23 protein-coding genes are annotated in these 21,512 nt (G+C 48.8%); 16 read left to right on the forward strand and 7 right to left on the reverse strand.

Going from position 1 to position 21,512, the window contains the following annotated elements; all coding sequences use genetic code 11:
* Positions 1–57: 57 nt before the first annotated feature.
* Entirely contained in the window at positions 58–2,037 is a 1,980-nt protein-coding gene (locus tag AAKU61_RS11295) for a sensor histidine kinase (protein ID WP_354332260.1), read from the reverse strand.
* 646 nt (positions 2,038–2,683) lie between these two features.
* On the reverse strand, positions 2,684–3,661 hold the full coding sequence (locus AAKU61_RS11300) for a LysR family transcriptional regulator (protein WP_354332262.1): 978 nt from the start codon (positions 3,659–3,661) through the stop codon (positions 2,684–2,686).
* Positions 3,662–3,890: 229 nt separating this feature from the next.
* Here AAKU61_RS11300 and AAKU61_RS11305 point away from each other — a divergent pair, with 229 nt between their 5' ends.
* Both AAKU61_RS11305 and AAKU61_RS11310 read left to right on the forward strand, forming a co-directional pair.
* The gene (locus AAKU61_RS11305; protein ID WP_354332264.1) at positions 3,891–4,208 is read left to right on the forward strand and encodes a hypothetical protein; all 318 of its coding nucleotides are present in this window, start codon (positions 3,891–3,893) and stop codon (positions 4,206–4,208) included.
* A gap of 18 nt (positions 4,209–4,226) precedes the next feature.
* Positions 4,227–4,511 (forward strand): DUF2798 domain-containing protein, encoded by a 285-nt coding sequence (locus AAKU61_RS11310; protein WP_354332266.1) that lies wholly within the window; start codon positions 4,227–4,229, stop codon positions 4,509–4,511.
* 74 nt (positions 4,512–4,585) lie between these two features.
* On the opposite strand, the gene AAKU61_RS11315 is transcribed toward AAKU61_RS11310, so the two are convergent.
* Positions 4,586–5,272 carry a transporter substrate-binding domain-containing protein gene (locus AAKU61_RS11315; protein WP_354332268.1) on the reverse strand — a complete coding sequence of 229 codons (687 nt, stop codon included), beginning with the start codon at positions 5,270–5,272 and terminating at the stop codon, positions 4,586–4,588.
* A gap of 229 nt (positions 5,273–5,501) precedes the next feature.
* Positions 5,502–7,358: a phosphoenolpyruvate carboxykinase (GTP) gene (locus tag AAKU61_RS11320; protein ID WP_354332270.1), complete on the reverse strand. Its 1,857-nt coding sequence runs from the start codon at positions 7,356–7,358 to the stop codon at positions 5,502–5,504.
* A gap of 415 nt (positions 7,359–7,773) precedes the next feature.
* Between AAKU61_RS11320 and AAKU61_RS11325 the strand changes: the two genes are divergently transcribed.
* From AAKU61_RS11325 to AAKU61_RS11355, 7 genes are all read left to right on the forward strand, one after another.
* Positions 7,774–8,748, forward strand: coding sequence for a D-2-hydroxyacid dehydrogenase family protein (locus AAKU61_RS11325; RefSeq protein ID WP_354332272.1), 975 nt, complete (start codon positions 7,774–7,776; stop codon positions 8,746–8,748).
* Positions 8,749–9,045: 297 nt separating this feature from the next.
* Positions 9,046–9,360 carry a CPCC family cysteine-rich protein gene (locus AAKU61_RS11330; protein WP_354332274.1) on the forward strand — a complete coding sequence of 105 codons (315 nt, stop codon included), beginning with the start codon at positions 9,046–9,048 and terminating at the stop codon, positions 9,358–9,360.
* A gap of 94 nt (positions 9,361–9,454) precedes the next feature.
* The gene (locus tag AAKU61_RS11335; protein WP_354332276.1) at positions 9,455–9,877 is read left to right on the forward strand and encodes a hypothetical protein; all 423 of its coding nucleotides are present in this window, start codon (positions 9,455–9,457) and stop codon (positions 9,875–9,877) included.
* A gap of 87 nt (positions 9,878–9,964) precedes the next feature.
* The gene (locus AAKU61_RS11340; protein ID WP_354332278.1) at positions 9,965–10,339 is read left to right on the forward strand and encodes a hypothetical protein; all 375 of its coding nucleotides are present in this window, start codon (positions 9,965–9,967) and stop codon (positions 10,337–10,339) included.
* A 52-nt stretch (positions 10,340–10,391) separates the two neighbouring features.
* Positions 10,392–10,514: a hypothetical protein gene (locus tag AAKU61_RS11345; protein WP_354332280.1), complete on the forward strand. Its 123-nt coding sequence runs from the start codon at positions 10,392–10,394 to the stop codon at positions 10,512–10,514.
* 373 nt (positions 10,515–10,887) lie between these two features.
* Positions 10,888–11,385: a DUF3806 domain-containing protein gene (locus AAKU61_RS11350; protein ID WP_354332282.1), complete on the forward strand. Its 498-nt coding sequence runs from the start codon at positions 10,888–10,890 to the stop codon at positions 11,383–11,385.
* Positions 11,386–11,578: 193 nt separating this feature from the next.
* Positions 11,579–12,130, forward strand: a complete 552-nt coding sequence (locus tag AAKU61_RS11355) for a hypothetical protein (protein ID WP_354332284.1) — start codon at positions 11,579–11,581, stop codon at positions 12,128–12,130.
* Between the two features lie 301 nt (positions 12,131–12,431).
* Here AAKU61_RS11355 and AAKU61_RS11360 read toward each other — a convergent pair whose 3' ends face one another.
* Positions 12,432–13,832, reverse strand: coding sequence for a M20/M25/M40 family metallo-hydrolase (locus AAKU61_RS11360; RefSeq protein WP_354332285.1), 1,401 nt, complete (start codon positions 13,830–13,832; stop codon positions 12,432–12,434).
* A 384-nt stretch (positions 13,833–14,216) separates the two neighbouring features.
* Here AAKU61_RS11360 and AAKU61_RS11365 point away from each other — a divergent pair, with 384 nt between their 5' ends.
* From AAKU61_RS11365 to AAKU61_RS11375, 3 genes are all read left to right on the forward strand, one after another.
* The gene (locus AAKU61_RS11365; protein ID WP_354332287.1) at positions 14,217–15,662 is read left to right on the forward strand and encodes a CoA transferase; all 1,446 of its coding nucleotides are present in this window, start codon (positions 14,217–14,219) and stop codon (positions 15,660–15,662) included.
* Positions 15,663–15,936: 274 nt separating this feature from the next.
* Complete coding sequence (locus AAKU61_RS11370) at positions 15,937–16,176, forward strand: FitA-like ribbon-helix-helix domain-containing protein (RefSeq protein WP_354332289.1); 240 nt, start codon at positions 15,937–15,939, stop codon at positions 16,174–16,176.
* The gene (locus AAKU61_RS11375; protein WP_354332291.1) at positions 16,173–16,601 is read left to right on the forward strand and encodes a type II toxin-antitoxin system VapC family toxin; all 429 of its coding nucleotides are present in this window, start codon (positions 16,173–16,175) and stop codon (positions 16,599–16,601) included. Before AAKU61_RS11370 ends, AAKU61_RS11375 begins: the two co-directional genes overlap by 4 nt.
* A 114-nt stretch (positions 16,602–16,715) precedes the next feature.
* Here the strand turns inward: AAKU61_RS11375 and AAKU61_RS11380 are convergent, their stop codons facing one another.
* Positions 16,716–17,492: an L-asparaginase gene (locus AAKU61_RS11380; protein ID WP_354332293.1), complete on the reverse strand. Its 777-nt coding sequence runs from the start codon at positions 17,490–17,492 to the stop codon at positions 16,716–16,718.
* 188 nt (positions 17,493–17,680) lie between these two features.
* Between AAKU61_RS11380 and AAKU61_RS11385 the strand changes: the two genes are divergently transcribed.
* The 4 genes from AAKU61_RS11385 (at position 17,681) to AAKU61_RS11400 (ending at position 20,225) form a co-directional block, all read left to right on the forward strand.
* Positions 17,681–18,166: an asparaginase domain-containing protein gene (locus tag AAKU61_RS11385; protein ID WP_354332295.1), complete on the forward strand. Its 486-nt coding sequence runs from the start codon at positions 17,681–17,683 to the stop codon at positions 18,164–18,166.
* A 24-nt stretch (positions 18,167–18,190) separates the two neighbouring features.
* Positions 18,191–18,733 (forward strand): hypothetical protein, encoded by a 543-nt coding sequence (locus tag AAKU61_RS11390; protein ID WP_354332297.1) that lies wholly within the window; start codon positions 18,191–18,193, stop codon positions 18,731–18,733.
* Positions 18,734–18,789: 56 nt separating this feature from the next.
* Entirely contained in the window at positions 18,790–19,242 is a 453-nt protein-coding gene (locus tag AAKU61_RS11395; RefSeq protein WP_354332299.1) for a GNAT family N-acetyltransferase, read from the forward strand.
* A 101-nt stretch (positions 19,243–19,343) separates the two neighbouring features.
* The gene (locus AAKU61_RS11400) at positions 19,344–20,225 is read left to right on the forward strand and encodes a Dyp-type peroxidase (protein WP_354332300.1); all 882 of its coding nucleotides are present in this window, start codon (positions 19,344–19,346) and stop codon (positions 20,223–20,225) included.
* Between the two features lie 17 nt (positions 20,226–20,242).
* Here AAKU61_RS11400 and AAKU61_RS11405 read toward each other — a convergent pair whose 3' ends face one another.
* Entirely contained in the window at positions 20,243–21,397 is a 1,155-nt protein-coding gene (locus AAKU61_RS11405) for an HDOD domain-containing protein (RefSeq protein WP_354332302.1), read from the reverse strand.
* Positions 21,398–21,512: the final 115 nt, after the last annotated feature.

Below are 21,512 nucleotides of genomic sequence, written 5' to 3' on the forward strand. Positions count from 1 at the left end.
AGCGATCTGGCAATTACAGAATTGCTACCTCGTTGCCTTCGCTTTTACTCTTATCTATCAGCTTACGGTTACTGTGGTCTGCGGTTCATGGAAGACTATAAGTGGTAATCGAACCGTAAAACAGCAACCCTCACCGATCGCACTTTGACAATCGATGTCACCACCCATCGCCACGCTGAGTTTTTTGACGATAGAAAGTCCTAAACCACTAGAATGTTCACCCGCAGTTGGCTTGCTGGATAAGCGTGAGAATTTTTCAAACAAATGTTGCTGATCATCGACCGATAAACCTGGACCTTCGTCTTTAATCATGAAGCGACCAGCGCCATTCTCTGACGAAATATGTATCCAGATCTGTTTGCTTAAAGGAGAATATTTAATCGCGTTGGACAATAAATTATCCATAATCTGGCTCACCGCATCGGCGTCCGCTTTGACTAATACTGGCTGCTCGACAGACAGCACTAACTGCAAATCTTTAGCTTGCAGGCTGTCTTGATATCGCTGTGTGACCTCAGTTAAAACCTGCGCCAGATCCACCGCCTGCAAGTTAAAACGCGAGTGCCCGGTTTCTAAAGCATTGACATCCAGCAGGTTAGTGATGATGTGCATCATGCGTTGCCCGCTATTGCTAATGCGTTGTAAATAATCGTGTTTTTGGGCGACCGGCATCTGCTGATCTAGCCTGCGTAACAGGTCGCTCATCCCGATCACTGAGGTGAGCGGATTTTTTAAATCATGGGCAGCGATCCCCAGAAAATCATTTTTCTCTTGGTCGAGTTTTTGCAAGCGCGCCACGGCATCGGCTAATTCTGTCGTCCGTTGCTGAACCTTGATTTCTAATTCTTGCTCTGCACGTTGCGCCATTACCAGCAGTTGTTTTTGCGCTAGCGCGCGTTCTTGTTTAATAATATTGATACGATTAGTTTGTGCCACGGCGAGCAAAATTACTTCCAGCGCAGACCCGATCTGAAAGCCAAAATCAGATAGCCAGCTTGATTCGATTACCCCCAGATTCCGGAGCGACGTCATCATCGCTCCGGCCACCCAGGCGGCGGAAGCGATCAGTACAATCCAGCCCGGCCGATAACCACGCAGTGCACTCACCAAGCAGACCGGCAAAATCAAAAATACCTGAGTAAAGCCAACCAGTTGCACCAGCGGTGCAACTACATGGTTGTAGCCAGCCAGAACAATCACCGCCGTCGCTATCGCAAACACTTGAATCCCGCGGAATACCCAGGACACTTTGGGCATCTTTTTAGGCAGATGCAAAAAGTGGCTGATAAACAGTGAGTCCCACAAGATGATGAAGCACACTGTCAGCCCGGGCAAAATATCCACCAGCCAAGGCCAGTCACGCGCAAAATACAGACCTATATGGCCGTTCACGCTCATGCCAGCCAATAAAATACTAAACGATAGCAATAAGTAATACAGCATGGCTTTGTCGCGGAACGACATCATCAGCACCAGGTTGTACGCAATCATGGCAAACAGCAAACCGTAAAACAAACCCATTAGGCTAGACAATAAGTTGGAGGCTTCCGCAAACGCCTGTGGCGTCCATAATTTAGCGCGGAAAAAAAGCGAACTAGTGCTTTCTATCCGCACATAAAACACTTGTGGCGCGGTGTCCGACAAATGAAGACGGAATACCGGATAACGGTGCTGCATTTCTTGCGCAGAAAAAGGGTGACGATCACCAGCTTGATGCTCAATCAGTTGACCGTCGCTAGTGGTTTCGTACAGACGAATATCGTCCAGCATGACGGGTGTCATTTCTAACCACCAGTCTTGTGGGCTACGAATATCACTTCTTTGTAGGCTAAAACGTAGCCAGTAGGCTGAGCGCGTGTAAGCGGCATTCAAATTGCCCGCCAACGGCTTAAACTTGCCGGCGATGGTCGCTTGCTGAACGTCGTGGATAGACAGTCGCGCGCTTTTATCCTCAAAAACCTCAAACTCAGAATTGAGCGAACGTTGCGTGGTGGCAGAATCTAATTGCAGAGTGGCAGCGGCAGCGTGATTGAGCATGCCGGCTAGCAAGAGATAGCTGAGTAGGCAGCTGAAAAATATCCGCAGGCAAATGTTGAATTTTCTCCCTATCATCATGTGCTGACTTTGCTTATTTCCTTAAACACCTGCGTTGTCTGTTTTGGTCTTTTGCTCTGGTCGACGAAGAAACTTAAACGCCGGCTAGGTCTCGTTTAGTCTTGGCAAAGTAAGATTTCAGGCTAACAAGATTTAGTGCCGTACGCAACTGAAAAGTATCCCGGTTTGTGGTTAAAACAGAGGTTTTAATGAGTGCTTCAGCGCTTAGATTAGTGCTTAGATCTGTACTTAGTTCAGCGCCTAGATTTGAGGCAAAAACGTTACTGCAAGGCAAATTGTAGTGAGGCGTTTGCGTAAGCAGATTCGTTTTCAGTAAGGCCTAATTGCGACCGTTCTAAATATACTCCCCATCATTTTCATTAAAAATGCCATATTGTCCTTATATTACTTGGACAACTAATATATACATTGGGAGAGTATATTTAATCAGTCGTTATATTTAGATTGAAGCTTAAAAAAACCGGACGTCATTCCGGTGTGTTTTTAGCCGGAATCCAGCGGCGGTGCTTATGCCACATACTTGGTTTGGAAGTGGCGATGGCATAGAAGAAAAGCCCAACAAAGCCCGTCAATAACCATCAAAATGCTTCTCGTGAATTAATTCCGGCAACAAGGCATCGTTGGTCATCGTGATCAGATTATCGCGCAGCCATTTGTGCGCCGGATTGCGTGCGTCTCTCTCATGCCAGAGCATATCGATGTGGACTTCTGGCATTTCAAACGGTAATTCTTTCCATATCAGTGCATCGGTCATGCCGGTAGATTCAATCAGATGGCGTGGTAGCACCGTCAGCAAATCAGAATTGGCGACCACTTTGCCACCGGTAAAGAACTGATTTACCGTCAGCAAAATACGGCGCTCCAAACCCATCTGAGCCAGACTTTCATCGACAAGGCCATGCGCTCTGCCCGAAAAACTGACCAGCAAATGATTGCATTTACAGTATTTTTCTAAGGTCAATTCTTCCGACGCCATCGGGTGTCCTTTGCGCATCACGCAAACATAGTGGCCAGAATACAGACGCTCATGCCGTATCGGGCTGCCGGCAGCGCCTTGCCCGGCTATCATCTGTGCCACCACGCCGGGGAAAAAGCCAACCGCAATATCAATATCACCGCGGATCAGCAAAGGTCTTGGCTCACGCGTGGTCAGCGGTACCATACGGGCGTTGATGCCAGGGGCGTCACGCTCAATAAAGCGCACCAGATTTGGCATCCAGAGCGCTGCCGTCGCATCCGCCATCGCCATGCGGAAGGTCACTTGCGCCTTGAATACGTCAAAATGGGTGGGCGCAATCGCCGCCTCCAGGTTCGACAAGGCCTGGCGTATCGCTGGCCACAAAGTCTCGGCGCGCGGGGTTGGTTTTACACCATATGCCGTGCGGATTAGTAACTCATCGCCCAGCGAAAAGCGCAAACGCTTTAAGGCATTAGAGACCGCAGGTTGCGTCATCGCCAGCTTATCCGCAGCGCGAGTCAGGTTTTGCTCCACCATGACAGCATCAAATACCCGCAGCAGATTGAGGTCGAGAGTTAGAAAGTTCATCAAAGCCGCCTATGAGTGTGAATGTTGCAGGTAAAAGCCAGTTCAGTTTAAGAGAACACTACGCAAAACTGAGCAAAAACGCTTCAGAAAGCACCAGCCTAAATATCCTATCATTTCTACAATTATTCACAAATACCATAGTAGATATGAGAAATGATAATTAGATTTATATATTGCACTGCAATATAGTTCTATCATCGCAAATATAGACAGAAATGTGGAGAATAAAATGGCTTTCCTTGATATCGCTTTCCCAGTTACCAGCGCCATCCCAGTAGCACAAATGGCAATTTCAACCGTTGTTGGTGCAGCTCGCCCATTGTTGGGTTTAGGCATTTTGGCAACGATGGCAATCGTCTTCAAACCTATGCTGGTAGGCATGTTGCGCGCAGCATTGCTGGTTTTGAAGCCAAAGCTGACACGTGAAGAAAAAACCGCAAAACGCAATCTGCGCAACGTTATGACGATACACCGTATCGCTAGTGACTTTGATTCCAGTTCGCCAAACCTGGCAGCAGAACTGCGCGCAATGGCTGGTCGTAGCTAATAAATAGCCTTAGTTTTGATGCATATCAGCAACAGATTGCTGCAACACGGCAAAAATAGCAAAAACCAACAGCCTGCTGTTGTTGGTTCTAAGAGTCTGGCATCGATGCTGCCGACGATGATTAGCAGCGGGATTATTACCTTAGTTGTGACTGCAGTAATGCGCGTGGTTTGGTTGGGTGTAGATAGTAGTTTTTTGAGTGCCTGGATGGAAGCGTGGCTGATTACTTGGTCTATCGCCTTCCCGGTTGCTTATATGATTAAGCCGGTAGTCAATCAGCTGGCCCGGAAGCTAAGTAATTAAGCTTGCTTGATTAAGTTGAAAATTATAAAGCCGCAAGCATCTGCTTGCGGCTTTTGTCATTTTGCGTCTGTAGGCTATGAACATTGCGCCATATAATCCCGCATAATTTCGTCCTGAATATTTTTGATGACGCCATCTTTCTCCATATTTTTTAACACTAACTCAAGCGCAGGCGCGATTTGTTTATGTTTGATGTGCAGGACATGATAGCCATAGACCTTCTCCAACGATGGCTCCAGCATCGTAATATTGTGAAAGCCAAGCTTGTGCGTCAAGCACGATGAGAAGCGTGATTCAACCGCAATCTCGGTACGCCCTGCTTCTAGTTTTCGGAAAAGAGATTCCAGATTGGGCGCATGCTCCTTTCTGGGCGCGTTTTTCAGACGTTCCTCAAGATAAGGGAAGCCGCTGATATAACCAATCAGATACGGATTAAGGCTGTCATAACCATTCACAACAAATTTTTTATCGATGGCGTAGACCACGGATTCTTCCAGCACAATTGGAACCGAGATCTTGATCGAATCTGGCAGGCCGCCATCAATAACCCGCGCTGCGATCCCGTCCAGTTGCCCCGAGCTCCACATCGCCTGTGCACGTACGCCAGGGGTGGCAATAAAATCCAATTTAATACCTAGCCGTGCATAGGCATATTGCAAGATTTTTTGCGCAATCGTTGTGCTGGGGCGGTTAACGTCTGGGATAGAAATGGCAAACCGAATCTCTTCAGCAGCGGAAGAAGTGGCTGGCAGCTGAAGCATGCATGTCATGATCATGGCGAGCACAGTCTTGAATATGTGCATACAACTCCAAAAATGAATGCTTTAAGTATTAATTTTTACGCATTTGCAATTAAGTACGAATATTTATTTACGTATTTATACTTGAGTCTGATTTATACCCCCTTTTTCCTAAAAACAGAATACAAAAAAGCGCGACCTCGGCCGCGCTTTTTTATTACAACTCAAACCTGAAACTTTAGCGTGAAACCTATGCTGCCAAGCGTTTTTCCAGCGCAGCTTTGGTTGCTTGCAGTTCTGTTGGCAAGTGATATTTCAACTTATCAAACAATTCTGCATGCAAAGCCAGTTCTGCGATCCAGGCGTCTTTGTCGATCGAGGTAATGGTGTTGAATTGTTCTTGTGTAAAATCTAGGCCATCCCAAGTCAGATCGCTAAATTCTGGAGTCACGCCGAAGATGTTTTCTACGCCTTTAGCAGTACCGTCGATACGACCTAGCATCCACGACAGAACACGCATATTGTCGCCAAAACCGGGCCAGACAAATTTACCGTCGGCATCGGTACGGAACCAGTTGACGCAATAAATTTTTGGTTGTTGCGCGCCGGAAGCGGCAATTTTTTTGCCGATTTCTAACCAGTGTTGGAAGTAATCACTCATGTGATAACCCATAAAAGGCAACATCGCAAATGGGTCACGGCGCACAATCCCTTGCTGGCCGACAGCTGCTGCCGTGGTTTCTGATCCCATCGTCGCTGCCATATACACGCCTTCGACCCAGTCGCGGGCTTCGGTTACCAGCGGTACGGTAGTAGAACGACGACCACCAAAAATGAAGGCAGAAATCGGTACGCCAGCAGGATCGTCCCATGCTGCATCCAGCACCGGATTTTGTGTTGCCGCAACTGTGAAACGAGAATTTGGATGTGCTGCTTTACGACCTGTTTCTTTAGCGATGGCAGGTGTCCAGTCTTTACCTTGCCAGTCGATCAAATGGGCTGGCGCTTCTTTGGTCATGCCTTCCCACCAAACATCACCATCATCTGTTAAACCGACGTTAGTGAAAATCGTATCGCCGCGTACTGAGGCCATGCAATTAAAGTTGGTTTTATCGTTGGTACCAGGTGCCACGCCAAAATAACCCGCCTCAGGATTGATCGCGTATAAACGACCATCTTTACCCGGCTTGATCCAGGCAATGTCATCACCGATGGTTGTGACTTTCCAGCCGCCGAAACTGGCTGGCGGAATCAGCATGGAGAAATTAGTTTTACCGCAAGCAGACGGGAAAGCCGCTGCAACGTAATGCTTTTTGCCCTCTGGCGATTCCACACCAAGGATCAGCATATGTTCTGCCAGCCAGCCCTGATCACGACCCATGGTGGACGCGATACGTAAAGCGAAGCATTTTTTGCCCAGCAGTGCATTGCCACCGTAGCCAGAACCGTATGACCAGATTTCACGCGTCTCTGGATAATGCACGATGTATTTTGTCGCGTTACACGGCCATGCAACATCTTGCTGACCTTTGGCCAAAGGTGCGCCAACAGTATGCATACACGGGACAAAATCGCCATCAGTACCTAGTACGTCATACACGGCTTTGCCCATACGCGTCATGATGCGCATGTTGACTGCAACATAAGGCGAATCCGATAATTCCACACCGATATGCGCAATAGGAGAACCCAGCGGGCCCATCGAAAACGGCACCACATACATGGTGCGGCCACGCATACAACCATCAAACAAAGGATTTAAAGTTGCACGCATTTGATCTGGCGCCATCCAATTGTTGGTCGGACCTGCATCGACCTCATTGGCGCTGCAAATGTAAGTGCGGTCTTCTACCCGGGCCACGTCGGTAGGGTCAGAGCAAGCCAGATAGCTGTTAGGGCGCTTGGCTTCATTGAGTTTTTTCATGGTACCGCCAGCGACCATCTGGGCGCAGAGACGGTCGTATTCTTCGGTACTACCGTCGCACCAGTAGATGCTGTCCGGTTTTGTCAGTGCCGCCATGTCGGCGACCCAGTTGATTAATTTTTGTTGCTTTACGTATGCGGGTGCGTTGATTGCTGCCACGCCGCCCATGATAGGTTGATTCACGATACTACCTCCAATGCCATTTAATAGAAATCTGTGTAGCGGCACGGCAGGATCGTCGTTAGGGGATGCCGGCGGTGCGAACTTTGACTAAAGACATAAGTCAGCTCAAGCACAACGCGGACAGGCACGATGACGGCGGTTCTGTCGGATAAAAAATCAGTCTGGTGCGCTTTTGTTTTTAAATGCTCACCAAACAAACTCTTACGAAAGCAACAATGTAATATTGCATTCAGACTTACACACTGCACGATGCGGCAGGCGCAAGAATCAAAAAGCTACGTGGGCTGGTATTGTACACTCGCCACTCGCCAATCGCTAATTTGCTTCAGAAACGTTATTATTTAAATAATTTTTATGATGTTTAATTGAGAAAGCAACTCTCCAATTGGCGTCATAATTTTAGGAAAAAATCAGTATGAAAATCGCCATCCTCGATGATTATCAAGACGCCGTTCGCCACTTATCTTGCTTTGATTTACTACAAGGCCACGAGGTCAAAATCTTCAATAGCAGCGCGGTGGGTGTCGGTCAGTTAGCCATCCGGCTGGCACCGTTTGATGCGCTGGTATTGATACGTGAACGTACCGTTTTATCCAAAGCGTTGCTGGCAAAATTACCGAACCTGAAGCTGATTTCACAAACCGGCAAAGTCGCAGGACATATCGACATTGCCGCAGCTACAGAGCGAGGGATCAAGATTGTCGAGGGCATAGGCGACCCGACTGCGCCTGCCGAATTGACCTGGGCCTTGATCATGGCAGCCTCACGTCAGATCCCGCACTACGCCAATAATTTGCAGCACAGTCTATGGCAAACCGCCTCCATCGACCCGACCCGCAACCGCCTAGGACGGGTATTAAAAAACCGCACGCTGGGGATTTGGGGCTACGGCAAAATTGGCAAAATGATTGCCGGTTTTGGCAAAGCGTTTGGCATGCAAGTCATGGTCTGGGGGCGCGAGCCAAGTCGCCTTAAGGCACAACAAGATGGTTATCAGACTGCCATGTCTAAAGAAGCTTTTTTTGCCGAATGCGATGTGCTCAGCCTGCACCTGCGCTTAAACGATGCTACCCGCGGCATCGTCACCCCCGCCGACCTGGCATTGATGAAACCGGACGCCCTGTTCGTCAATACCAGCCGCGCAGAACTGGTCGCCAGCGGTGCGCTAGAGGCGGCTTTACCACTAGGTCGTCCAGGGGTTGCCGCCATTGATGTGTTTGAGACAGAACCGGTACCCGCCAAGCATCCTCTATTACAAATGGAAAACGTCCTCGCCACGCCGCATCTGGGTTATGTAGAGCAAGACAGCTACGAGATTTACTTCCGCGCTGCATTTCAAAATATCGTCGACTTTGCTAATGGCACGCCAAAGAATGTTTTAAATCCTTGAGTCATATGGGACATCAGCAAAATCGTCCAGTTACAACGACCTCGTCCGTCAACATACAAAACGTGATCTGGCATTGCGTTGTTACCAAGCAGGCGTTGGGTGTGTTTCACGCACTTGGTCAAGTAAACGAGGTTTTACAAAAGCGATGTTTTTGTCCATTTGGTTATACTGTGCATTTAATCAGTTTAACTAAAAATAGCTAATGTTCATCAGCGTTTCAAGATATGTAGAACGAGCTTGTTATTTTTCTTTCGACGGTTATTATTGCAAAATGAAAATTAAATCACGTTAAGTTCCATGTTAAACCGTCGACGTTCAGAAATTTCGAATCTATATGAGTGCCCTTGCTGCGGCTTCGCTGTTTTCCAAGGTATAGATAGATGCGAAATATGTGAAATATGTTATTGGGGAGACGACGGTTCTGATGATGCCATACCACCCGAAGATCCACTCAACAACTTGTCGCTCGAAGAAGTTAGATTGAATTTTATTCGTCACGGAGCAAGCGAATTGCGACGGAAAGATGTTGTCAGAAGTCCGAGCTCAGCCGATTACCAACTACGTGAATTCGAAATCGAAGATGGTGTTGCTATCGAAAAGAAGAAAACTTAACATGGTTTTCGAAAATGACGCGCGATCGAGCGCTTCTTGTAAAATTCCAAAGCAGCGTGCGCGCCTTTCAAATCAACGTTAAGACTCAAAAAATATGCTCACCGACATTCTCATTGCATCAAAGGACGAGGCTTCCACTATCTTCGATCAATACCCTCAGCGGAAAGACTGGTCGAGTCTCGAACTAAAAGGATTAGACAATTTTAAACTCGCGGCACTGCTGACCGTGCTTGGCTCAACAGCCGAGGCGGAGGCCCTAGAAGGCGAGGAATGCCTTGTTGCATCGAATGAAGATGGCCCTTGGTTGTTCCTCCTGCCGATCACGTTTCGGGACACATTAGCGGCTTTACCTATTTCTGAGTTCAGGGCAGTTGCAGAGCGTTGGGTTACTCAAGAAGATTTGGCTATTGATAGGTGGTCGGTTGCGGATGTCGAGCCATGTATTGGTATGCTTAATGACCACGCGAAAAAGAGTGTTGAAGCGGGTAAACATCTCTTACTATGGATGTCACTGTGAGTCTTACCAAAACATTCGAGTTCGCTCCACTTCGTTCCGCCGGACGCGCAAGCGCGTGCCGCTCAATTTTGCGTTAGGCGTCGAAGAATGCTCGTCTACCACGGTACAACGCCAGAGATCGCTAGTGAATTCGTCAAGCACGGGATCGACTGCCACATTCCATACGCGCGTAAGATTCACGGGCCACAAGACAACGTCGCAGGATTGTTCGTCACGCCCACGCGCTCCGTTGCAAGAAGGTTTGGTCTCTGCGTCTTAGAGATTGAAGTCAACGCAGGCGACCTACAAGCACCACCATCTATGGCGCAACTAGGCGTTTCAGTTGAAGATGCACTTGCGAATCAACTTGAGCCACAGGCGTTCATTGCCATTCGTATTGAATCAAGCCACATCAGAATCATCGAGTGCCACGAGAATGGCTACAGCATCAACCCATTTGAGTCAGACCGAGAGTTTGGCTAGTCACTCGCAGCGAATGTCGCCAGTGGGCAAGACGACGCCTAACCCTTCCTATATGGCCCCCCCAAAGTACAAGAAATTAATCAATAGTTCTGGCGCGAGGAATAAGCCTGCAGTCGACTATCCGGCATCTGATGTGGAATCTATTGTGTTCCATGCCGACATGGAATCTGCTTGATCATTGCGCCACTCGTTACGAGCGGCAGGCGTAAAGCTGCCGGAAGAGTTATCTGCGTTCAATGATCTGGTTGCGTTTCACGCACCATATTTTAGAAATACTCCCTATATGTATATTTGGCATGTCCATGTTTTATATGGACAATAGGCATATTTATACGAATTGTTAGAGGGAGTATAGATAAATACACTGATATTACTGAGTTTTTATTATCAAGTTTCGTAGCTACTGCAGTGCGTGTAACGTACCCTACGTTTGCTAAATATCGCTAACGTTCATCAGCGTTTCAAGAGATGTAGAGCAAGCTTGTTATTTTTCTTCGGTCGGTTATTATTGCAAAATGAAAATTAAATCACGTTAGGCATCATTCCTTATGCTCAAGATATTTCAGGCAGTCGTTCTATTTTTTACAGTCGTGACTGCTGCGGCACAGGGGAATCCAAAGCCCCCAGTGTTCACGCCTCTGTCCGCCGAGTCGAAGGCCGAGCTGGATGAATTTCGTCGTTTGGTGAACAGAATGGTTAGTAAGCGAAATCCGGGACAGATGCTTTCTCGAGCACCAAAGGATTTTAGAGTCCTTCAGACTCTTGCAGAAGATCCTTCAATAAAACACGCTGATCGAAATACTTGGATTGCTTTGGGTGTGGCTTATGGCGACGCGCTGATTGCATTCGTGCCAGGGCTATCCCGGTCGGAAGTTCACGATGAGTACGGCCCCGGTGTGGTTTTGCGTTATAAGCGAACAACATTGACGATAGCAGCGCCAGTAATGTTCGCCAAACGAGTTGAGCGAGGCGAAACATTTGACGTGCCATTCATGGCGAATGAGCTGAAGAAGTACGTACAAGAGAATGCTGGGAAAATTCAGTGATGCCTAACAAGATGGTCGATCGGACTGGCCGCAAAATGACGAAATATTTTATTAATTTGTGTGCGGCTATCCGCTCACCGTTACGTTAGCCATTTGTCCTTCGGGAGATCGCGTGTTTAATTCAAAGACAGGAAAGTTTCTGATTGATCATGAGCTCAGTTTCCTTATGTTCAAGAGAAACCACTTAGATCTAATGCAACATGCCAACATCAATGCGTACGCGATGCACATCAAGATGGACATGCCAGGAAATGGCGAAGACTACTGCATAGATGCAGTTAGATCTTTTTATAACTTCCTTATGTCCGCCGGAACGCTAATCGATCATTATCGCGTTGCAGTGCAAGCAGGATCGTTTCCGAAAGCCTTCAAGACTGACTACGACACTAAGGTAGCCTCAATTTTTCAGAACGATCTGCTTGCGGCGTGCGTAAAAAAACTCAGAAACTTCACCACACATCGGTCGTTACCAAGCACTTCCGTCGAATGGGACTTTGCAGGAACTAAGACCTATCGGCTATTACTCGACACCGTCGATCTCATGCGTTGGAGTGGATGGAATCAACAGGAAAAAGCGTATCTAACTAGCCTACAGCCAAAGGAAGATGCAATTCGTTTTTTCATGCCCTATTTCGTGAAAAGCGAGCAGCTCTACCATTGGTTCATGCGCGAATACTGCAACCATTTTCCCGCGGAACAAGCGGACCTTGCGGGTCTGTACGAAAAAATCCCGGGGACACCTTAATCGCAACGGTGCGAAATGGCTAACATTTCATTCCACCGGACCTGCGCGAAAAACCGCGCAGGCCGGTGAATTCAGACGTTAGCCCGAGTACGTAAGATTAGCGCAGCGTAATCGCACGCATGCAAAGCTGCCCGTTTACTTCAACATGGGTCTAAACGATGCACAACTATCGCCGTGTACTTGCTTCCTGCTGGACATGCTAGCGACTAACATGCTTACGATTACGCGGAGCTAATCGTACCTACTTCTTTCGGCAGGAACTTGGTCTTGCTGCAATTGATAACTAATAAGTCACTAAAGCTCAGCGCAAAGGCAAGGGATAGCTGGCGACGCTGGCATTACCTTTTTTATCCACTGCCTGCACTCCAAAAAACACATTGTCCTTCGACACATTTTTCATCGTGTAACTTGTGACGTTGCCGACGTCCAGGCTGTGTTGCCAGTTGGCTGCGGTGGTTTCGCGCCAGAGGATGCGGTAGCCTGCCAGGTCGGTTTCGACATTGGCTTGCCATACCAGGCTGGTGCTGTTTTCGAGTTGTGCGGTTTGTATTTTGACTTGCGTAGGTGATGCCGGTGCCAGTGCGAGTGTGGCTAAGGCTGCGGCGTTTACTCTGGCTACTTGCGCGGTGTAATTGACGTCGACAAATTCGGGCAGGTCGCCGATCTTGATGCCGTTTTCAGTACGTACATCTTGATGCTGATGATTGAAATCTTCATTCGGTTCGGTGAAGCGCAACGCGGCATAACCTTGTTCTAAAAACGGAATATGATCGCCGCCGCGCAGGTAGCGGTCGCGGCGGTTGACGATGGTGACTTTAAAATCGGGTACATAGGTTTCACCGATCTGCTTGACCTGTCGTGCCAGCTGGCGCGAGATAGAATCATTCTCGCCGCCGGTAGAAATCAAAGTGCGTAACGGTTCTGGCAATTCAGCGAGGGCTGGAATACCTTCTGCGAATAAACGTACCTGGGTATTGTCAATATGGCCGTTATCCGCGCGCGAGCTGCCGATGATGTCGTTGGTGAACATGCCGGCAATATTCATATTTTTTGCTCGCGCGGATTTTGCAAAATGTGCCGCGCCGAACAGACCTTGCTCTTCGCCTGCTACCGCCATAAAAATCAGATTGGCGTTGAACTTGTATTTGGACTGCGCCATGACACACGCCATTTCCATTACCGCCGCAGTGCCCGAGGCGTCGTCATTGGCGCCGGGTGCCACGGAGGTGGCATCCATCACATCGGTCGCGCGAGAGTCGTAATGTCCGCTGACGACGTAGTAGCGATCGCTGGGGACTGCACTTTTTAGCTCTGCCACTACATTGACGATGTCAGTCGCTTGCGTCAGCCTACGGCCAGCGGCTTCGGTATAGCTGTCAAAGCTGACATTGAGTTTGCCATTAGCGCCGCAGCGTTCCAATTCCGATTTAATCCAGCGCCGTGCCGCGCCGATGCCACGGGTATCGGACTTCGTGTCCGACATAGTGTGCCGCGTGCCAAAGCTCACTAGTTTGTTGATATAAGCGTCGATCCGTTTGGCTGAAATCTCTTGCACGATTTGCTCCACCATCGCTTGTTTGACGATCACTTTTTGTGGCGCATCGGTAGCCGATTCTTGTGCTTGTACCGGTAGGGTAGGGAGCAAAAAAGGCAGCAAAACTAATGTGCCAGTCAGGCTGGCGGATATCTTGTTGAGTTTCAAAATAGTGATCTCCAAAAAGCGAGTGAGCTAGTGAGTAAAGTAGCGAGTGAGGTCGAAGCCAGCAATCATAACAGCCTGATAAAAAAGTGTTTACGCACTGCGACTTATCGATTTCTATACGATTTTTATAGCAGATTTGTTTGCTGAGTTCACTCGGTATTTTCTATGTTATTAATACATACACCGCTATGTATATATTAAACGTCCAATTAAAGTATGGACAATTGGCTATTTTTGTAAAAATAATGGGGGAGTATAGGTAATTTAAGGTATAGAAATGATTGAGAATAAACGTTTCAGATCAAAATTTTACGATGGTAGTTTGTCGGATGAAAGTAAACCTGATAAAACTAGGTCTGATCAAATCTGTGGAGAGTAAGTGCTATGCAAGTTCCATTCAATCCCTTGGCATCGTTATGGGCTGACGCCAAATGTGATCCGCAAAGTCTCGCTAATTTGTCGTTCTTAAATGCAGAGTATCAGTTGCCGTCGTCTTTCCATGTTGGCGCGATTGCTGCCGCTACCTTGGGTGCGCAGGCGCTGGCGGCGGCGGATATCTGGCGTTTGCGATCGGGCCATAGTTCAGCTCGCAGCCAGCAAATTAGTATCGATATGAAACACGCCATGGCGATGTTTCGTAGCGAGCGGTATCTGACCGTTGACGGTAAGCCACCTGCGGATGTATGGAGCCCGATTGCTGGTTATTATCAGGCTGGTGATGGACGCTGGATACAATTGCATACTAACTTTCCGCACCATCGAGATGGTGTTTTACGGGTCTTGGAATGCGCAAATAATCGTGATGCGGTAGCCAAGGCAATTGGTGGTTGGCGCGCAGCCGATCTGGATCAGCGCCTGGCAGCAGAAGGATTATGCGCGGCGATGATACGCACGCCCAGCGAATGGAATGCGCATCCGCAAGCAGCAGCAATTGCCTCATTACCGTTACTAGAAATCATCCGGATTGGCGACGCGCCAGCAGAGCCGATTGGCAAAACAGCGCAGGCAAATCAACCTGTCGGAGCTACTGCTCAGCGCCCACTAAGCGGGGTTCGCGTACTCGATTTGTCGAGGGTAATCGCCGCACCAGTAGGCGCACGAACGCTCGCACAACACGGCGCAGACGTGCTCGCGGTGAGCGCTGCGCACCTCCCTAATATTATGCCGCTGGTGATCGACACCGGGCGCGGCAAACGTTCTGCCCAACTGGATTTGCGACAGGAAAAAGATGCCACGACCTTACGTGAACTGGTCAGCGGTGCCGACATTTTTATGCAAGCGTATCGCCCCGGAGCTTTGGCCGCACAAGGGTTTTCCACACAGGCTTTGAGTGAATTACGACCAGGCTTAATACAAGTCAGCTTGTCCGCCTATAGCCATGCAGGGCCTTGGGCAGAGCGCAGAGGATTTGATAGTCTGGTGCAATCGGCTACCGGCATTGCGTGGCAAGAAGGGCAGAGCAGCCATCTGGATTCGCCGGGGAAATTACCTTGCCAAGCCCTAGATCATGCAACAGGTTATCTCGCCGCATTCGGTGCCATGGTCGCATTGCAACGTCGGGCTGTAGAGGGCGGCAGTTGGCTAGTGCGGATATCGCTGGCACAAACTGGCCATTGGTTGCAAACACTAGGTATGGTTGACACTAGTGTGCGGCGGATAGAAAACCAGGCCGAATTAAGCCAAACAGAAGTCGCCGCTTACCTTCAAACGATGTCTTCAGATTTCGGGCAGATTAGGGCCATTGCTCCGGTCGAGCGCATGTCAGAAACAATGCCAGGGTTTGATTTGCCACCGTCGCCATTAGGCAGCCATGCTGCACGATGGAGCTGAGGGACGGTTCAGATGTCTTTAATTTATTGGCGAAAAATATATACTCTATCTATGTATATTTAAGTCGTCCAATCAAAGTCTGGACAATAAGCCATATTTATAAATTTATACGGGGAGTATATGGTTTTTGCTCATACCTCAGCGAGTAATTAACGTTAGCAGAGATCACGCGCCATGTTTTTAATCGTGCCGGAAAACACTTTTTTGACATCGCAAAATTGATATCAATAAACTATAATGCCATCATTGATATCAATTTATAGGAGTGAGCGCAATGGCATCCCTTACTGTTCGCAACTTGTCTGATGAAACGCATCGCGCCTTGCGCGTGCGTGCCGCTACGCATGGCCGCAGTACTGAGGCTGAAATTCGGGCGATCCTCGAATCTGCGGTTCGACCGGAGGGACGGATTAAGCTTGGTACACTCTTAGCCGACATTGGCCGAGAAGTGGGCGGCATTGATCTTGAGATCGAACGCGATAGGACACCAGCCGAACCAGTGAGTTTTGAATGATCTTGCTTGATACCAACATCATCTCAGAACCATTGAAAGTAGCAGGCAACGCCAACGTGCTTGCCTGGATAGACGCGCAGATCATCGAAACGCTGTATCTCTCGACCATCAGTCTTGCGGAATTACGCTTTGGTATCGCTGCGTTACCAGACGGCAAACGCCGGGATACGCTTGGTACCAGCCTTGAGCAGCGAGTCTTACCGCTGTTCGCGGGACGCGTCCTGGCGTTTGACGACGCTGCATCGCAATCCTATGCGACGTTGCGCTCCCGTGCTCGTGCCGCGGGACTGGCCATTGCGCCTGCAGACGGCTATATTGCCGCTATCGCGGCGACACATGGTTTTGCAGTAGCTACGCGCGATACATCGCCTTTTGATGCAGCTGGTTTAGCTGTTATCAACCCTTGGATGTGGCAGCCACATTGATGTCGATCACATCTGTAAAAAATCATACTCCCTATATGTATATTTAAGTCGTCCAATCAAAGTCTGGGCAATAAGCCATATTTACAAATTTATACGGGGAGTATATGGTTTTTGCTATGGCGTTAGCGATAAGTTAAAGCTGCTTGGAATCACGTCATGTCGCACCATGGCACGCATTTGATGGCGGCGGCTTAAGCTGTCGGCGCTCCAAGTTTGTTCCCAGCCGGGCGGGTAACTGAGTCGCAGGTCGGCGCGTTCTGGCAAACGTTGACGTACCGGCATGGTTGGCAGATACAGAGGTAGCGGATTGTCGGGCGTATCGGCTCCCAGACTGTATGCATAGTCAGGGAGCAAAACTTCACAGATTTGGGCAAACCAGATGGTATGGTCTTCGTCGCGGCCCAAGGCTTGCGCTAGTCCGGCGGGGTCAAACCGGGCGAAAGCGTCGACTAATTCTGTCGTGCTCGCGCCCGGAGCATCGCCCCACCCCATGACCGGATTGAAGTTGTAATCCGCGCCAGAGCCATACCAGCCCTCGCGCCACGGTCTTTGCATCCATTGCCGCGGTCCTGTGAATAATTGCCAGCGCCAATGCAGGCCAGAGGGTTTCGGCCAGCTGTACAAATACAATTTTTGGTAGCCAGCCTGATGCAAGTCACGCACCATCACCATCAGGCGCGCATGTGGCATGCGCTCTGGCGGCTGGCGGCGGAATAAAATCGCTTCGCCATCGGCATGTTGCACATCATCAGTAGATAAATTTAAATCCAGCGTGCGCGATTCATCGCCAAACCGTGCTGCCACCCAACCCGTGAGTAAATTAACGGACGTCAGCACGCCATAGCCGCGATGACGATGGAAAATGACAGTGCCGGGAGCGATCGGTTTCATGCTGATATGTATCTGTGTTAGAGGTTTGTTTTAAAGGTCTATTTTAAAGGTAACAGCGACGTTGCCGCTGCCGGACTAATCAACAAAGTTAGTACAAAAGTAGTGAGAAGTCTAATCCAATTTCGCTGCGAGTAAACTTCAGCGCTACAATATACCCACCAGATCAACCTTCTCATGACAAAACCATTATGACATTACGCATCATTGGCACCGGCGGCACTTTCGATAAACATTATGATGAGCTGGCAGGGAAGTTAAGTTTTGCACACAGCCATTTACCCGACGTTCTTAAGCGTGCGCGCATCACTGTGCCTGTGGCTTTGGAAGCGGATCAATTAATGGACTCACTCGATATGGTGGACGCGGATCGTCAGCGGATTTTGGCATCATGTCAGCAAGCACCGGAGCACGCGATTGTGATCATCCACGGCACAGACACCATGCGCGAAACAGCTGAGGTATTGGGCGCAGCCAATTTGGATAAAGCTATCGTTTTTACCGGCGCGATGATCCCTTACGAAATCGCCAATTCAGACGCCTTGTTTAATCTCGGCTTTGCCTGCGGTGTAGCACAGCTATTGCCAGCAGGTGTCTACGTTGCCATGAATGGCCAGGTGTTTAACTGGAATAATGTACAAAAAAATCGTGCTGCCGGCGTTTTTGTGACCAACTGATTTAGCGTATTGATTGGCTCAAACATGAAACTACTGCTATCAATTTTCTTGCTGTTATTGTCGGTGCTGGCTAGTCCAGGTCAGGCGGCAGAAACGCGCTTTGACAGCCTGTATTTCTTCCAGTCTGAAGATGTATTGAAGTCCAAACAAATCAAACCCGACGAGATGGCACGCTTCTCTAACAAAGTGCAGTCGCAGATTTGGAAAGCCTTAAAAAAAGCATCGATCCCCTCCACCAGCGGTTATCTGGTGATCGCCGTGCGGTCCGATGGCAAGGTAGCGACATGGCTGGATATGGAACCTGCTTTGCATGAATTTTATGAGAATGCAATTAGTGACGCTGTCAAAAAAATCAGTCCATTTTCTGTCGACCGGGGTCTGGTGGTATTTGGTATCAAGATGAATATCGACACACCCAAAATGTTTGATTTTAAACGGGCTAATGAAATGCCCAAATTCACTACCCGTGCCAAGCCCTCTCCTCAAGAATGGCAAAGCGTATTAAAAAAAGTCAATAATCCTGACGACATTGAAGAAGTCGTAATGGCTGCCTGGCCAGAAGAGTAAGCAAAGTAATTGCAAAAAGTGAGTCATAAGTAATACGCAATGTCAGTCCGCCAACAATGCAAACAATAGAACTGATCCCCGCAACAGAAGCCGATTTTGAGGCGCTGTTAGCTCTGCGCATCCGCGCTATGCAAGCCAGTCTGGAGCGCATAGGCAGATTTAGCCCGCAACGTGCGCGTGAACGATTACGTGCCAGTTATGACCCTACAGTGACACGCCATATTGTGATTGATGGCGATCAGCGAATTGGTTTTGTGGCGGTCAAACCCTGTGATGCCGGGCTGATGCTAGACCATTTATATCTTGATCCTCTGCATCATGGGCAAGGCATCGGTAGTAAGGTATTGCAACAAATTTTTAGCGAAACAGATCAGCTTGGGTTGAGTTTACATGTCGGTGCTTTACGTCAAAGCGACGCTAACTTGTTTTATCTTAAACATGGATTTGTATTTAGTCACGAGACGGAATGGGATATCTACTATGTCCGTCCGCTACGCCTGCAAAATTGAGTATTTTTACTGACGCAAAACTGTTAGCAGGCTCAGCCAATCCTGATTAAAATTCTTCTTCGCCCTCTTCATTATCCAATTCAAATCTTTCGGTCACTCAAATGCAAAACGGTATTCTGCAACACATCACTCCGCACGCGACTTATCTTAGCTTTACGATCAAACCTGCAGCCGATATCGCAGCTATCCGCAGCGCGCTCATTGCATTGTCTTCGCTAGTCGATGGCGACCATGTCGTGCTGGGTTTAGGCGCGTCCCTAGTCGCCGCTTTAGGCAAGACGATCGACGGGCTATATGAATTTGTCGGCATCGAAGGCAGCCGTGTCGGCTTGCCTGCGACTCCCGCAGCCGTATGGTGCTGGTTGCGAGAAACCGAGCGTGGCGAACTGGCGCACCAGACTCGCCGCGTGCGACTTGCATTAAATCCCGCCTTCGATTTGCAACAGGCAATTGATGGCTTTAAGTACGATACTGATCGCGACCTCACCGGCTATGAAGACGGCACCGAAAACCCGAAAGACGAAGCCGCCTTCAGCGCCGCCATCGTACAAGGACAGGGCGCAGGCTTAGACGGCAGTAGCATGGTCGCCGTCCAGCAATGGTTACACTATTTCGATAAATTTGACGCTATGCCCAGCCAAGACCAAGACAACGCCGTTGGCCGTCGCAGAAGCGATAACGAAGAGCTGGAAGATGCACCGGAATCTGCTCACGTCAAACGCACAGCACAAGAAGATTTCGAACCCGAAGCATTCTCGCTGCGTCGTTCCATGCCATGGGCAGAACAAGGCAAAGCAGGTTTAATTTTCGTCTCCTTCGGCAGCTCGTTTTACCCATTCGCCGCACAATTGCGCCGCATGTCCGGAGCAGAAGACGGCATCGTCGACGCAATCTTCAAATTCAGCCAGCCAGTCACCGGCAGTTATTTCTGGTGCCCGCCCATGAAGGACGGCCGGATTGATTTGTCTGCGATAGGTTTATAAAGTTAGAGTTTACTTGATCAGCAGGCGACGCTGTCATTCGCAATATTTCGTTTTTTAACCGCACGCAGGCAGCGTTTGCTGCTGGTGGTCAGGGTGAGCACCAGAGCTTCGTCGTCTTCTGCCAGTAGCCCTGCTTTTTGTAGCAGACAAATCTGGCTGACTTGGCTGGCCTGATACAGAATTTGCCCCATCGCGCTGCGTGGGACTTTATCGCTGCTGTTAATCTTGTCTTTGGTATTTTGGGCATTGTGGTTGTGTTGCTCATCAATGGCGTTGATGACGTTTGCTGGAAATCCCCAATGCTCTCCAACTCTCGCTGCCAGGTGATGGGCATCTTTTACTAATCTTGCCCTGAACCGTGCATCGTCTGGAAACCTTTGCCGCCTGCCGGTGCGGTCAGCAATCCGTAAGGCGACGATCATGCCGACGCTTTGTAATAGGCCGGCTAAAAATGCGGGGAAGGGATCTTCGCCTCGCTCTATGGCGAATAGCCGGGCAGCGTTGGCGCAGGCTTCGGATTGTTCCCAGATGACGGGCGCCAAGAGCTTGCTCAGGCTGCCCGATTGTAGTTGGATGATGGGGCGGAAAGAGACTTTTGCTAATAACATCCGTAAGCCGTTTTGCCCTAGCAGTAGCAGTGCGCTTTCCAGATTATTGATTTTGTTACTGGTGCCGTAAAAAGAGCTATTCGCTTCATTCAAGACCTCGGCGACCAGCACCACGTCTTTTGCGATGATGTCAGCAAGGTTTTTACCTGAGGCGTTTTCATCGCGCAAACTTTTGAAAAGTTGTGGCAACACCGCGGGCACACGTGGAATTAAATCCTGGCCTGCAAATTTACTCCGGCTTAATTCTTGTAGTTGTTGCAGTAATTGCAGCGCACTGAGATTGGAGGCGGCAGTGGCTGGACCCAAACCAGCTTCAACCAGCAAATCTTCTAATAGCCAAAGCAGATAATCTGCCTGCCAATCGATGTCGGTACTGATGGTGGTATTGTTAGCGGTGAGGTCGTCTATTTGCATTAATGACGCTGCCGATTTTTCCACTGACTCTGTTGGATTTATTTGTCCGTTATTGACGTAAGACGTGTCTGTTGAGCTGAGCGGAGTCCGAACTGCTATTGGTGTCGTTCGTATAAAAATTTGTTTGATCCAAGCCATCAGACTAGCCACATTTGATCCTTATATTTCTGATTTTTCAATTTGATATAAATTAGTACTTACGCAAAACCGCCCTAACTTGTTATCGATCGCATTCGGACTAAAGTCCTGCCATACGTCACTCTAT

This window comes from Undibacterium sp. GrIS 1.2 (assembly GCF_040544435.1).
Lineage (GTDB): Bacteria > Pseudomonadota > Gammaproteobacteria > Burkholderiales > Burkholderiaceae_D > Undibacterium.

Coding starts and splice junctions, on each gene's coding strand:
- AAKU61_RS11295 (WP_354332260.1), bottom strand. CDS start 2,037: ATGCTCAATCACGCTGCCGCTGCCACTCTGCAATTAGATTCTGCCACC.
- AAKU61_RS11375 (WP_354332291.1), top strand. CDS start 16,173: ATGATCTTGCTTGATACCAACATCATCTCAGAACCATTGAAAGTAGCA.
- AAKU61_RS11335 (WP_354332276.1), top strand. CDS start 9,455: ATGCTCACCGACATTCTCATTGCATCAAAGGACGAGGCTTCCACTATC.
- AAKU61_RS11400 (WP_354332300.1), top strand. CDS start 19,344: ATGCAAAACGGTATTCTGCAACACATCACTCCGCACGCGACTTATCTT.
- AAKU61_RS11330 (WP_354332274.1), top strand. CDS start 9,046: ATGTTAAACCGTCGACGTTCAGAAATTTCGAATCTATATGAGTGCCCT.
- AAKU61_RS11305 (WP_354332264.1), top strand. CDS start 3,891: ATGGCTTTCCTTGATATCGCTTTCCCAGTTACCAGCGCCATCCCAGTA.
- AAKU61_RS11325 (WP_354332272.1), top strand. CDS start 7,774: ATGAAAATCGCCATCCTCGATGATTATCAAGACGCCGTTCGCCACTTA.
- AAKU61_RS11345 (WP_354332280.1), top strand. CDS start 10,392: ATGGCCCCCCCAAAGTACAAGAAATTAATCAATAGTTCTGGCGCGAGG.
- AAKU61_RS11350 (WP_354332282.1), top strand. CDS start 10,888: ATGCTCAAGATATTTCAGGCAGTCGTTCTATTTTTTACAGTCGTGACT.
- AAKU61_RS11370 (WP_354332289.1), top strand. CDS start 15,937: ATGGCATCCCTTACTGTTCGCAACTTGTCTGATGAAACGCATCGCGCC.
- AAKU61_RS11310 (WP_354332266.1), top strand. CDS start 4,227: ATGCATATCAGCAACAGATTGCTGCAACACGGCAAAAATAGCAAAAAC.
- AAKU61_RS11340 (WP_354332278.1), top strand. CDS start 9,965: ATGCTCGTCTACCACGGTACAACGCCAGAGATCGCTAGTGAATTCGTC.
- AAKU61_RS11365 (WP_354332287.1), top strand. CDS start 14,217: ATGCAAGTTCCATTCAATCCCTTGGCATCGTTATGGGCTGACGCCAAA.
- AAKU61_RS11355 (WP_354332284.1), top strand. CDS start 11,579: ATGCAACATGCCAACATCAATGCGTACGCGATGCACATCAAGATGGAC.
- AAKU61_RS11395 (WP_354332299.1), top strand. CDS start 18,790: ATGCAAACAATAGAACTGATCCCCGCAACAGAAGCCGATTTTGAGGCG.
- AAKU61_RS11390 (WP_354332297.1), top strand. CDS start 18,191: ATGAAACTACTGCTATCAATTTTCTTGCTGTTATTGTCGGTGCTGGCT.
- AAKU61_RS11315 (WP_354332268.1), bottom strand. CDS start 5,272: ATGCTTCAGCTGCCAGCCACTTCTTCCGCTGCTGAAGAGATTCGGTTT.
- AAKU61_RS11380 (WP_354332293.1), bottom strand. CDS start 17,492: ATGAAACCGATCGCTCCCGGCACTGTCATTTTCCATCGTCATCGCGGC.
- AAKU61_RS11385 (WP_354332295.1), top strand. CDS start 17,681: ATGACATTACGCATCATTGGCACCGGCGGCACTTTCGATAAACATTAT.
- AAKU61_RS11300 (WP_354332262.1), bottom strand. CDS start 3,661: ATGAACTTTCTAACTCTCGACCTCAATCTGCTGCGGGTATTTGATGCT.